Origin of the sequence: Streptomyces sp. ITFR-21, assembly GCF_031844685.1 — a bacterium.
Lineage (GTDB): Bacteria > Actinomycetota > Actinomycetes > Streptomycetales > Streptomycetaceae > Actinacidiphila.
Map to the genome: position 1 here is coordinate 5,742,561 of NZ_CP134605.1, position 12,381 is coordinate 5,754,941.

Annotated in this window: 8 protein-coding genes and 1 pseudogene; 8 read left to right on the plus strand and 1 reads right to left on the minus strand. The window is 74.6% G+C overall.

Going from position 1 to position 12,381, the window contains the following annotated elements; translation table 11 throughout:
- Nucleotides 1–57: 57 nt before the first annotated feature.
- The 3 genes and pseudogenes from RLT57_RS25675 to RLT57_RS33485 all read left to right on the plus strand — a co-directional run.
- Nucleotides 58–1,440 carry an NAD(P)/FAD-dependent oxidoreductase gene (locus tag RLT57_RS25675; protein WP_311299623.1) on the plus strand — a complete coding sequence of 461 codons (1,383 nt, stop codon included), beginning with the start codon at nt 58–60 and terminating at the stop codon, nt 1,438–1,440.
- Nucleotides 1,437–3,299, plus strand: coding sequence for a transketolase (locus tag RLT57_RS25680; protein ID WP_311299624.1), 1,863 nt, complete (start codon nt 1,437–1,439; stop codon nt 3,297–3,299). The genes RLT57_RS25675 and RLT57_RS25680 overlap by 4 nt, the downstream gene beginning before the upstream one ends.
- Nucleotides 3,300–3,338: 39 nt before the next feature.
- A pseudogene (locus tag RLT57_RS33485) lies at nt 3,339–3,821 on the plus strand (non-homologous end-joining DNA ligase); the annotation flags it as partial.
- Nucleotides 3,822–4,036: 215 nt separating this feature from the next.
- Here RLT57_RS33485 and RLT57_RS33490 read toward each other — a convergent pair.
- A complete protein-coding gene (locus tag RLT57_RS33490) occupies nt 4,037–4,435 on the minus strand; it encodes a DUF6479 family protein (protein WP_399129940.1) in 399 nt (132 codons plus the stop codon).
- A gap of 159 nt (nt 4,436–4,594) precedes the next feature.
- Between RLT57_RS33490 and RLT57_RS25690 the strand changes: the two genes are divergently transcribed.
- From RLT57_RS25690 to RLT57_RS25715, 5 genes are all read left to right on the plus strand, one after another.
- Nucleotides 4,595–5,536: a cation diffusion facilitator family transporter gene (locus tag RLT57_RS25690; RefSeq protein ID WP_311299626.1), complete on the plus strand. Its 942-nt coding sequence runs from the start codon at nt 4,595–4,597 to the stop codon at nt 5,534–5,536.
- Nucleotides 5,537–5,691: 155 nt separating this feature from the next.
- Nucleotides 5,692–6,444 (plus strand): ZIP family metal transporter, encoded by a 753-nt coding sequence (locus tag RLT57_RS25695; RefSeq protein WP_311299627.1) that lies wholly within the window; start codon nt 5,692–5,694, stop codon nt 6,442–6,444.
- A gap of 478 nt (nt 6,445–6,922) precedes the next feature.
- On the plus strand, nt 6,923–8,797 hold the full coding sequence (gene ggt / locus RLT57_RS25705) for a gamma-glutamyltransferase (RefSeq protein ID WP_311299628.1): 1,875 nt from the start codon (nt 6,923–6,925) through the stop codon (nt 8,795–8,797).
- A gap of 729 nt (nt 8,798–9,526) precedes the next feature.
- Nucleotides 9,527–11,269 (plus strand): hypothetical protein, encoded by a 1,743-nt coding sequence (locus RLT57_RS25710; RefSeq protein WP_311299629.1) that lies wholly within the window; start codon nt 9,527–9,529, stop codon nt 11,267–11,269.
- Nucleotides 11,270–11,536: 267 nt separating this feature from the next.
- Entirely contained in the window at nt 11,537–12,379 is an 843-nt protein-coding gene (locus tag RLT57_RS25715) for a nitrilase-related carbon-nitrogen hydrolase (protein ID WP_311299630.1), read from the plus strand.
- Nucleotides 12,380–12,381: the final 2 nt, after the last annotated feature.

A 12,381-nucleotide genomic window follows, 5' to 3' on the forward strand; every position in this document is an offset into this window, starting at 1 on the left:
GCCCCGTTTGTCCCGCTCCCGCCCGGGCACCCGCAGCCTGAGGAAGGGAGCCCCTCCATGTCCCGATCCCGTGTCGTCATCGTGGGCGCCGGCTTCGCCGGCTACCAGGCGGCCCGCACCCTCGTCCACCACCGCGGCCTGCGGGAAGAGGCCGAGATCGTCCTGATCAACCCGACCGACTACTTCCTCTATCTGCCGCTGCTGCCCCAGGTCGCCTCCGGGGTGCTGGAACCCCGCCGGGTCACCGTCTCGCTGCCCAGCAGCCTGCCCGGGGTCCGGCTGGTCCTCGGCGAGGTCGACGGCGTGGACCTGCAACGCCGGTCGGTGTCCTTCACCGGCCCCGAGGGCGATCCCGGGTCCATGACGTACGACCGGCTGCTGCTCACCGTCGGCAGCGTCAACAAGCTGCTGCCGATCCCCGGCGTCGCCGAGCACGCGCACGGCTTCCGCGGCATCCCCGAGGCCCTCTACCTGCGCGACCACATCACCCGGCAGATAGAGCTGGCCGGCGGCACCGACGACCCCGCCGAGTGCGCCGCCCGCTGCACCTTCGTGGTGGTCGGCGCCGGCTACACCGGCACCGAGGTGGCCGCCCAGGGCAGGCTCTACACCGACGCCCTGGTCAAACGGCACCGCCTGCTCGGGCACCGCGACCCGCCGCGCTGGATGCTGCTGGACATCGCCGACCGGGTGCTGCCGGAACTGGACCCGCGGCTGTCCCGCACCGCGGACCGGACGCTGCGCCGGCGCGGCGTGGAGATCCGCACCGGTCAGTCGGTGAAGGAGGCCACCGCCGACGGAGTGCTCCTCGACACCGGGGAGCGGGTCGCCACCCACAGCCTGATCTGGTGCGTCGGCGTCCGCCCCGACCCGCTGGTCGACGCGGTCGGGCTGCCCGCGGAGAAGGGCCGCCTCGTCGTCGGCGCCGACCTGCGGGTCCCCGGGCACTCGGACGTGTACGCGGCCGGCGACGCCGCGGCCGTCCCCGACGCGACCCGGCCCGGCGCGTACACCCCGATGACCGCCCAGCACGCGGGCCGGCAGGGCCGGACCGCCGCGCGCAACATCGCCGCCTCCTACGGCTACGGCGACGTCCGCCGCTACAAGCACCACGACCTCGGCTTCACCGTCGACCTCGGCGGCGCCAAGGCCGCCGCCAACCCGCTCGGCGTGCCGCTGTCCGGGATCGTGGCCGGCGCGGTCACCCGCGGCTACCACCTGCTGGCGATGCCCGGCAACCGGATCCGGGTCGCCGCCGACTGGTTCTTCGACGCGGTGCTGCCCCGGCAGGCGGTCCAGCTCGGCCTGGTCCGCTCCGACGCGGTCCCGCTCGACACCGCTGCCCCCGAACTGCCCCGCCGCCTCGGCGACCGGCCCCGGGCCGGCTCCCCCCGCACGCCGTCCGACCCCCCGCCAGCGAACGGAGAAAGCCCCTCATGAACACGGCCACCTCGGAAACGGTCCTCACCGACGGCGATGTCGCCGAACTCGGCCAGCAGCTGCGCGTGGACGCGGTACGCGCCGCGGCGGCGGCCGGCTCGGGACACCCGACCTCCTCGATGTCGGCGGCCGACCTCGTCGCGGTCCTGCTGGCCCGGCATCTGCGCTACGCCTTCGACCAGCCGGAACACCCCGGCAACGACCATCTGATCTTCTCCAAGGGCCACGCCTCGCCGCTGCTCTACGCGGCCTACACCGCGGCCGGCGCCATCACCGAGGAGGAGCTGCTGACCACCTACCGCAAGCTCGGCAGCCGCCTGGAAGGACACCCGACGCCCAAGCTGCCCTGGGTGGACGTGGCCACCGGCTCGCTCGGCCAGGGACTGCCGATCGGCGTCGGCGTGGCGTTGGCGGGCAAGCGGCTGGACCACCTGCCCTACCGCACCTGGGTGCTGTGCGGGGACAGCGAACTGGCCGAGGGCTCGGTGTGGGAGGCGTTCGAGCAGGCCGGGACAGAGGGCCTCGACAACCTCACCGTGATCATCGACGTCAACCGGCTCGGCCAGCGCGGCCCCACCCGGCATGGCTGGGACCTGGACGCCTACGCCCGCCGGATCCGCGCCTTCGGCTGGCACACGGTGCCGATCGACGGCCACGACATCGACGCCGTGGACGAGGCGATGACCGCCGCCCGCACCACCCGCGGCGCCCCGACCGCGATCATCGCCCGCACCCGCAAGGGCAAGGGCGTCGCCGCCGTGGAGGACCGCGAGGGCATGCACGGCAAGCCGGTGCCGGACCCCGACGAGGCGGTCCGCGAGCTCGGTGGTGTCCGGCACATACGGATCGAGGTCGGCCGCCCGCCCGCCGCCGAGCGGTCCGCGCACGGCGGCGACCCGACGGCCGCGCTGCCGGTGTACGACCTCGGCGACAAGGTGGCCACCAGGGCCGCCTTCGGCGAGGCGCTGACCGTCACCGGCACCCGCCGCGAGGACGTGGTGGTGCTGGACGGCGAGGTCGGCGACTCCACCAAGGCCGAGGTGTTCGCCAAGGAGCACCCCGAGCGGTACATCGAGTGCTACATCGCCGAGCAGCAGCTCATCGGCACCGCGGTGGGCGTCGGGGTGTGCGGCTGGCAGCCCTACGCCGGCACCTTCGCCGCGTTCCTCACCCGTGCCCACGACTTCCTGCGGATGGCCGCGATCAGCCGGTCCGACCTCAACGTCTTCGGCTCGCACGCAGGCGTTTCCATCGGCGAGGACGGCCCCTCCCAGATGGCGCTGGAGGACATCGCCATGATGCGGGCCCTGCACGGCAGCACCGTGCTCTACCCGTGCGACGCCAACCAGACCGCCAAGCTCGTCCCGGCCATGGCCGACCGGGCCGGCATCACCTACCTGCGGACCACCCGCGGCGACACCCCGGTGATCTACGGCCCCGACGAAAAGTTCCCGATCGGCGGCAGCAGGGTGCTGCGGTCAGGCCCCGACGACCAGGTGACCCTGATCGGCGCGGGCGTCACCGTGCACCAGGCGCTCGCCGCCGCCGACCGGCTGGCCGAGGAGGGAATCAGGGCCCGGGTGATCGACCTGTACTCGGTCAAGCCGGTCGACGCGGCGACGCTGCGGCAGGCCGCCGAGGCCACCGGCCGCTTCGTCACCGTCGAGGACCACCACCCCGAGGGCGGCCTGGCCGACGCGGTGCTGGAGTCCTTCGGCAACGGCCACCCCATGCCGCTGCTGACCCGGCTCGCCGTGCACTCCGTGCCCGGCTCCGCCACCCCCGACGAGCAGCTGCACGCGGCGGGCATCGACGCCGCCGCCATCGCCGCCGCCGCGCGCGCCCTGGTCGGCCGGTGAAGCACGCTCACGGTCGACGCGGGGCGGCACGCCGTCACGGTGCCCCGGGCGGAGAAGGTGCTCTTCCCCGCCCGTGACGGCGCCCCCGAGATCACCAAGGCGGACCTGGCGGCGTACCACCGGGACATCGCCCGCTACGCGCTGCCGCACCTCAAGGACCGGCCGCTGATGCTGGAGATCCGCCCCGACGGCGTCGACGGGCAGCGCTTCATGCGGAAGAACGTGCCCGCCCACTACCCGGACTGGATCAGACGGGTCGAGCTGCCCAAGGAGGGCGGCACCGTCACCCACGAACTGGCCGACAGCACGGACACGCTGGTCCACCTGGCCGCACAGGGCTGCGTCACGCCGCACCGCTGGCTGTCGAGGGCGGACCGGCCGCGCCGGCCGGACCTGATGGTCTTCGGCCTCGGCCCGTCCCCGGCGGCCGGCCGGCGACGGGCCGGCGACGGCTTCCCCTCCGTCCGCGTGGCGGCCCGGCGGCTCGGCGAGCTGCTGGACGAGCTGGAGCTGCCCTGGGCGCACCCCTGGGCCGGGCTGCTGCCGCCGCGCGGCCGGTCGCTGGGGCCGGCGGCGCGGCGGCCGCGGAAACCGGACTCAGAGCGCCATCGGACCGGCGGCATCGCACCGGCGCCATCGGACAGCGGGATCGGGCAGCGGGAGGAGCGGGAGGTGGGCGGAACCCCGGCCGGGGTTCCGCCCACCTCCCGCTCCTCCCGCTGCCGGCCGCTGCCCGGTCAGTCGACGTTCGGGCCGCTGTGCCGCTTGGGGTGCACCCGTTCACGGCCGCCGCGGACCCCGGAACTGCGGACCTCGTACGGCATCCGGCGCCGCCCGTCGCGCGGCATCTCGTCGGGCACCGGCTGCCGCGACTCATGGGTCCTGGCAGTGGACTCCTGGTGGCCGGGACCGTGGTCGGCTGGCGCCCCGGTGTCGTGTTCCTGCCGCGTCTGCCAGGCACCGGACCGCGGCCGTTCGCCCCGTGGCACCCGGGGGCCGCGGCCGACCCTCCGCATACCGAGCCAGACGGCGAGGATCAGCACGATCACCATGCAAATGCCGATGACCAGCGGACCGATGGCTACTTCGTAGTCATTGATCGCCAGCGGTACGGCGGGATGGTCGTAAGCGGACATTCTCGGCACCTCCTTGGTGAGCGGATGCCCGAGATCCGGCAGGGCACACGGAAGACGACGGGGAAAGACCAGGGAGAGCGGCAGGACGGGTGATGCGGCCCGCCGCGGACGACTCACGCACGCGGCCGGCGGCGGGCGGTGCGCTTTTCAGGAGGACGGATGGCAGACCAGGGCAACGACGCGGGAACGCGGAGCGCGGTACTGGTGGCACTCGGCGCGAATCTGCTGATCGCCGTCGCCAAGTCCGCCGCGGGCCTGTTCGCCGGCTCGCCGGCCCTGCTCTCCGAGGCCGCCCACTCCGTCGCCGACAGCCTCAACGAGGTCTTCCTGCTGCTGTCGCTGCGCCGCTCCCGCCGCGCCCCGGACAGCACGCACCCCTTCGGCTACGGCAAGGAGCGCTACTTCTGGTCGCTGCTCGCGGCGGTCGGGATCTTCGTCCTCGGCGGCGTCTTCTCCTTCTACCAGGGCGTACGCGCGCTGAGCAGCCACGGGCACGAGTCCCACGCTGGATACGTCGCCGGCCTGGCCGTGCTGTTCGTCTCACTGCTCGCCGAGGGCGGCTCGCTGCTGAAGGCGGTCGTCCAGTCCCGCCGCAGCGGCCAGGGCGCCACCGACCCGGCGCTGCGCACCGTGCTCGCCGAGGACGGCACGGCGGTGATCGGCGTCCTGCTCGCCGCCGCCGGCCTGACCGTCCACATGATCACCGGTAACGGCGCCGGCGAGGCCGCGGCGTCGATGGCCATCGGCGTGCTGCTGATGTTCGTCGCCTTCACCCTGGGCCGCGGCGCCCACGAGCAGTTGATCGGGGTCGCGGTCGACCCCGGGCTGCGCGACGAGATCGAGGAGCTGCTGGCCGGGCAGCCCGAGGTGGACACCGTGGAGGAGCTGCTGACCATGCAGCTCGGCATGGACTCGACCCTGGTGGCCGCCCGGATCGACCTGGTGCCCGGCATGGACAGCGAGCGGGTGGAGGAGGTCAGCCTGCGGATCCGCCAGTCCATCCACGGGAAGTGGCCGAGCGCCGACCGGGTGTTCCTCGACATCACCGATGCCCGGGGCGAGCGCGAGGGGCGGGGGGCGTCGACACCGCCCTCCTCCTGAGGCGTCGACCCCGAGGCCCGGGGCCGGCCGCCTCCTGAGGATCGGCCGCCTCTTGCGGGCCGTCCACCTTTGCGGGCCGTCCGGCCTCCGGCCCGGCGGCGGCTACGGAGTACCCCTGGGTCGCGGGCGTTCACGGCGTCGTGGATCATGACCCCATGCCGGTCCTGATAGCCGTGGGCGCCCTGGTGATGACCCTGGTGGGCGGTGCCGTCGCCCAGCACATCGGCGACCGGCGCCACCTGGTGCTCGGCCTCGCCGCGGGCCTGATGCTGGGCGTCGTCGGCTTCGACCTGCTGCCCGAGGCGCTGGCCAACCAGCCGCGGCACGTGTTCGGGGTGCCCGCCGGGCTGCTGATGTTCGTCACCGGCTTCCTCGCCCTGCACGTCGTGGAGCGCTCGGTCGCCATCCACCGCGCCCACGAAGGCGAGTACGCCTCGCACAGCCACGGCCACGGACACGCCCACGACCCGGTGAAGGGCCTCGGCCTGGCCGCGGCGTCCGCGCTCGTCGGCCACAGCGTGCTGGACGGCTTCGCGATCGGCGCCGCCTTCCAGGCCGGGAGCACCGTGGGCGTCGTGGTCGCCATCGCGGTCGTCGCCCACGACTTCGCCGACGGCTTCAACACGTACACCATCACCCGGCTCTACGGGAACGGCCGCCGCCGGGCCCAACTGCTGCTCGGCGCCGACGCGCTGGCCCCGGTGGCGGGCGCCGCCGTCACCCTGGCCTTCACCATCCCGTCCGGGGCGCTCGGCCTCTACCTCGGGTTCTTCGCCGGGTTCCTGCTCTACCTCGCCACCTCCGACATCCTGCCCGAGGCGCACAGCCCGCACCCGTCCACGACCACGCTGGTCTGCACGGTCGCCGGGGCCGCCGTCATGTGGCTGGTGATCGGTCTCGCCGGCTGAGCCGGCCCGCCGACGCGGAACTCGGTACGCGCCCCGAACCCCCGCCAGGCGGTGTCGTGCGCCAGGACCTCCGCGTGCGCCCCGCACTCCTTGACCACCGCGGCCGGCTCCAGCAGCGCGAACGCGTCGTGCCTGGCCAGGCTCCAGCCGCGGGCGCCCGGATCACGCGGCACCACCAGCAGGCACTCCGAGTCCTTCGGCAACCCGAAGAACCGCCGCTTGCGCTGCGACCGGCGCCGCCACAGCCAGCTGCGGACGAACCAGCCGAGCGCCGCGCCGATCACCAGACCGGCCGGCGTCCGGACAAGGGTGCGCGCGTCGTCGCCCATGGCGCGGATCGTATTGGTGTTCGAGTCGTACGGCACCGGTCCGGCAGCTCCCCGGACCCGGCACCGGACGCGCTCCTGACGGGACAGGTGGTCTGAAGTTACCCTGCCGGGACGTTCGTTGAGTGAGTTGAGCAAGTGGAGGCATCGCCATGGGAGACCACAGCACCCGTACGCGCACAGCCGGCCAGGACCAGCCGCGGCATCGCAGAAAACCGGTCCGCGCCTTCGCCGTGCGCGCGGTCGCGACCCTCGCCGTCACCGCGGCGGTGGGCGCCGTCACCGCCGCCGCGCCCGCCCACCACGGGCCGCAGATCCGGCAGCCGACCCCCAAGAGCCCGCTGGCGGTCGGCTACGGGGGAGCGGTCGCCAGCGTCGACGCCGACGCCACCGCGGCCGGGATCGAGGTGCTCAGACAGGGCGGCAACGCGGTCGACGCGGCCGTGGCCACCGCGAGCGCGCTCGGCGTCACCGAGCCGTACTCGGCCGGCATCGGCGGCGGCGGGTACTTCGTCTACTACAGCGCGGCCCGCCACCAGGTCTTCACCATCGACGGGCGCGAGACCGCCCCGCACAGCGCCACCGACCAGCTGTTCGTGGAGAACGGGAAGCCGCTCGCCTTCGCCGACGCGGTCACCAGCGGGCGCAGCGTGGGCGTTCCCGGCACCGCCGCCACCTGGCAGACCGCGCTCGACTCCTGGGGCACCCGCTCGCTCGGCCAGGTGCTGAAGCCGGCGGAGCGGATCGCCCGCGACGGCTTCGCCGTCGACGCCACCTTCAACTCCCAGACCGCGGCCAACCAGGACCGCTTCAAGGACTTCCCGGCCACCGCGAAGCTGTACCTGCCCGGCGGGCAGCCGCGGCCGGTCGGCGCCGTCCAGCGCAACCCCGACCTCGCCCGCACCTACCAGGAGCTGGGCGCCAAGGGTGTCGGCGCGATCTACCACGGCGACATCGGCGCGGACATCGTCCGTACGGTACGCAAGCCGCCGGTCGACCCGGCCGCCACCCGGGTGGTCCGCAGCGGTGACCTCACCACCGGGGACCTGGCGTCGTACCGGGCCAAGAAGCAGGCGCCGACGCACACCACCTACCGGGGGCTCGACGTGTACGGGCCCGCCCCGTCGTCGTCCGGCGGGACGACCGTGGCCGAGGCGCTGAACATCCTGGAGCACACCGACCTGGCCCACGCCGACGAGGCCCAGTACCTGCACCACTACATCGAGGCCAGCCGGATCGCCTTCGCCGACCGCGGCCGGTGGGTCGGCGACCCGGCCTTCGAGCAGGTGCCGACCGCCGGGCTCACCTCCAAGCGGTTCGCGGCCTCGCGGGCCTGCCTGATCAAGGACGACGCGGTGCTGACCAGTCCGCTGGCGCCCGGCGACCCGGCCCACCCGGCCGCGTGCGGGGCGAGCGGCCAGGCCGCGCCGACCACGTACGAAGGTGAGAACACCACGCACCTGACGGTGGCCGACAAGTGGGGCAACGTCGTCTCGTACACCCTCACCATCGAGCAGACCGGCGGCAGCGCCATCACCGTGCCCGGCCGCGGCTTCCTGCTCAACAACGAACTGACCGACTTCTCGTTCGTGCCGGCCGGCGCGGCCGCCCCGGACCCGAACCTGCCCGGCCCCGGCAAGCGGCCCCGCTCCTCCATCTCCCCGACGATCGTGCTCAACAACGGCCGCCCCGACTTCGCCATCGGCTCGCCCGGCGGCGCGACCATCATCACCACGGTGCTCCAGGTGCTCACCGAGCACGTCGACCGCGGCCTGCCGCTGGTGGACGCGATCGCCGCGCCGCGCGCCAGCCAGCGCAACGCCGCCAACACCGAACTCGAACCGGCGCTGTGGAACAGCCCGCTCAAGGCCCAACTCCAGGCGATCGGCCACCAGTTCGCCCAAAACCCGGAGATCGGCGCGGCCACCGGCATCCAACACCTCCCCGACGGCCGCTGGCTCGCCGCCGCCGAACCCACCCGCCGCGGCGGCGGTTCCGCCGCTGTGGTGACCCCGGCGGTGCACTGACCCCTGCGGGGTGCTGACCCCGGGGGACCTCGGGGGGCGCTGACCTGCGGGGTGCTGACCCCGGGGGACCTCGGGGGGCGCTGACCTGCGGGGGATTTTGGAGGTGCTGACCTTGCGGGGCTGACCCGCGGGGGGCGCGGTGCCGGGCCTGGGCTCCGCCGCCCTGACGCCGACGTGCCCTTCGCCCCGCCGTCAGCGGCGGGGCGAAGGGCACGTCAGTGATGGGGGCACGTCAGTGATGGGGGCACGTCAGTGATGGGGGCACGTCAGTGATGGGGGCACGTCGGTGATGGGGGCGCGTGGGCGGTTGGGGGTGCCGTGGGGTGGGTGCCATAACGCCGTACAGCGCCCACCCGTGGGCCCCCCAACGCCCCACGGCACCCACTCCACGGCACCGATACCCACCAGGCACCCACCCCGCGGCGCCCCCTCTGCGCCGGGCGCCCACCTGTGGGCGCTTCACCCCCGCCGGGCGCCCACCCCGCCGGGCGCCCACTTCCACCGCACCGGTCCCCCGCCGCCATCCCCCGCCCCGCGGGCGCCCCCACGCCTGACCGCACCCCCCACACGGGGCACTCCATCCCCGACCGCATCCCCCCAAACCGCCCCCCGACCCCCCCAGGTTCGGCCGTCGAACACCGTCGGCGTCTGAAAACAAGCCGTAGCGCCGCCGTAACGAGCCGGGTGTGCAATGCGGGCGGAACGGGAGAGGCGGCGGCGGAGGACGTGGTGACAACGGAACTGGCTCGGGCGACGGCGGACTTCGCGTACTACTTCCGGTCACTGGTGGCCGCGCTCGGCGAACGGCCGGGCTGGTACGGGGTGTTCGCCGAGCGTGAGCCGGGTGCGGTGCACGCGTACGAGGGCGGCACCGAGGTACCGCCCTGGGACGTCGTCCGCGCCCTGCTGCACGATCTGGCCGCGGTCCACAGCGCCGCGCCCGACCCGGTGGAGACCGCCCGCGCGCAGTCCCTGCACCGGGCCGCGGTGGTGGCGTGGGACGCCGCGCCCGGCGCGGAACACGCGCTGCGGGCCCGGCTGGACGCCGTCGCCCGCGCCCATGACCTGGCCGTGATGCGGGAACGCGAGGCCGCCCGCACGCTCGACCAGGCCGCCGCGACCGCCGCCCCGGCCACTGCGGCCCGGCTCGCCAACGCCCTCGCCTGGGCCCGCGACGACCGGGAACGCGCGGCGGCCCGTTTAGCCGAACTCACCGCGCGGCTGTCCGCCGTCACCGGCCGTCAGCCGCTGCCGCCGGAACCGGGCCAGGAGTTCTGGGCCCGCAGGACCGCGGGACCGGTGGCACAGGAGCCCCCGGACTCCTCGGCCGGCTGGTCGGCCGACGGCGGCACGCGGTCCGCCGGCCACGGCTACGCCGACGGCTTCGACGCCGCGCCGGCCCCCGCGTCCGGCCGTGTGCCGGATCCCGTACCGGACCCTGCCCCGCTCCAGGGCCGGCCGCAGGAGGACCACCCGGCCGCCGACCCCGGCCGGAACGGCTCCCGGCGTCCGGGCCGGGCCCCGTTCTGGGGCTCCAGGGCCCCGGAGACCGCGTCCGCCGAGGAGGCCGGGGACTGGGACGAGGCCCCGCGCCCCGAGCGCGGCTCGGCCAAGCCGCCGGGCACGCCCGCCTCCCGCCGGGCCCGGTTCGCCCCGGCCGCCCCGGAGCCGTCGGTGTCCACGCCCCGCGGCGCCCGGTTCGCCGGCGCGCCCGCGGCCCCGGCCGCCCCCGCGGCCGAGTCGGCCGTGATCCCGCTGCCCGGCGGCGTCGGCAAGCCCCGGGGTGCCCGGTTCGCGGGCGCGCCCACCGGCGCCGCGGTACCGGCCGCGGCCCCGGTCGTCCCCGTGGTGCCGGCCGGGCGGACCGCGGCGCCGCGCGGCGCCCGGTTCGCCGGCGCGCCCGACGCGGTGCGGGAGGCGCCGCCGGAGCGGGTGGTGGACCCGCGGTGGGCCGCCGAGGCCCAGGCGGGCGCCGCCAGACTGGGCGAGCTGCGCCGCACCGGGGAGAGCGGCGCCGCCTACATGGTGCTGTGCGAGGCCGCGGAAGGGCCGGCCGAGCGGCTGCCGTACCTGGTCCGGGAGCTGGAGCGCACCGGGCTCGCCGCCGACGTGGCCACCCTGCTCTGGGAGGTCGCCGCGCTGCCGCCCGCCGGGCTCGCCGACGCGGCGGCGGCGCTGGCCGCCGACGGCCGTACCGAGGACTGTTGGACCCTGCTGCACCAGGTCGCCGCCCGGCCGCCCGCCGACATCGCCCGGGTCGCCGCGGTGCTCCAGGACAACGCCCGCGCCGCCGAGACCGGCGAACTGCTGGAGACCCTGACCCGCGCCCACACCCCGGAGGACGCCGTGGAAGTCGCCCGTACCGCCCCCGAACTCACCCCGGCGCTGCTGGCGGCGGCCGAACGCGTCTCCAAGTCCCGCCGGCGGGACATCGTGGCCGCGCTGCGCCGGGCCGCCCTGCCCGACCACTGATCCGCCGCCGAGCCGCTGTCCGTAGTCCGCCGCGGCCTTCCGTACGTACCGCGGGCCTTCGTACACACCGCGGGCCTTTCCCCCGCGTCGCAAGCCTTCCCCACGCACCGCACACCGCCGAACGGGTCGCGCCGCCAGGAAACCCAAACGTTGTGGGCCGGTAACGCCGACGGTCTTGCCATGGTGGTCTCCGCGCTTCTACGTTCTTCCCCACGGCGGGATCTACGTGCGTAGAACCGACGCGACGTCACGTCAGAGGAGCTGCTCATGAGCAATGTCGTGCGTGCCGCGCTCGTCCAGGCCACCTGGACCGGCGACACCGAGTCGATGATCGCCAAGCACGAGGAGCACGCCCGGGGTGCCGCGGCGCAGGGCGCCAAGGTGATCGGCTTCCAGGAGGTGTTCAACGCCCCCTACTTCTGCCAGGTGCAGGAGGCCGTGCACTACCAGTGGGCCGAACCCGTCCCGGACGGCCCCACCGTCCAGCGGATGCAGGCGCTCGCCCGGGAGACGGGCCTGGTGATCGTCGTGCCCGTCTTCGAGATCGAGCAGCCCGGTGTCTACTACAACACCGCCGCCGTCATCGACGCCGACGGCACCTTCCTCGGCAAGTACCGCAAGCACCACATCCCGCAGGTCGAGGGCTTCTGGGAGAAGTACTACTTCAAACCCGGCAACCTCGGCTGGCCGGTGTTCGAGACCGCCGTCGGCCGGATCGGCGTCTACATCTGCTACGACCGGCACTTCCCCGAGGGCTGGCGCGCCCTGGGCCTGGCCGGCGCCCAACTCGTCTACAATCCGTCGGCCACCAGCCGGGGCCTGTCCTCGTACCTCTGGCAGTTGGAGCAGCCCGCCGCCGCCGTCGCCAACGAGTACTTCATCGCCGCGATCAACCGGGTGGGCCGCGAGCCCTACGGCGACAACGACTTCTACGGCACCAGCTACTTCGTGGACCCGCGCGGCCAGCTGGTCGACGGCGCCGCCTCCGACAAGGAGGAGGAGCTGCTGGTCCGGGACCTGGACTTCGGCCTGATCGACGAGGTCCGCCAGACCTGGGCCTTCTACCGCGACCGCAGGCCCGAGGCCTACGGCGACCTGACAGGGGCGTGAGC

Bases quoted from the DNA above. Each gene is read 5' to 3' on its own strand.
- RLT57_RS25680 (WP_311299624.1), top strand. From the start codon at position 1,437: ATGAACACGGCCACCTCGGAAACGGTCCTCACCGACGGCGATGTCGCC.
- RLT57_RS25715 (WP_311299630.1), top strand. From the start codon at position 11,537: ATGAGCAATGTCGTGCGTGCCGCGCTCGTCCAGGCCACCTGGACCGGC.
- RLT57_RS25695 (WP_311299627.1), top strand. From the start codon at position 5,692: ATGCCGGTCCTGATAGCCGTGGGCGCCCTGGTGATGACCCTGGTGGGC.
- RLT57_RS33490 (WP_399129940.1), bottom strand. From the start codon at position 4,435: ATGTCCGCTTACGACCATCCCGCCGTACCGCTGGCGATCAATGACTAC.
- ggt (WP_311299628.1), top strand. From the start codon at position 6,923: ATGGGAGACCACAGCACCCGTACGCGCACAGCCGGCCAGGACCAGCCG.
- RLT57_RS25690 (WP_311299626.1), top strand. From the start codon at position 4,595: ATGGCAGACCAGGGCAACGACGCGGGAACGCGGAGCGCGGTACTGGTG.
- RLT57_RS25675 (WP_311299623.1), top strand. From the start codon at position 58: ATGTCCCGATCCCGTGTCGTCATCGTGGGCGCCGGCTTCGCCGGCTAC.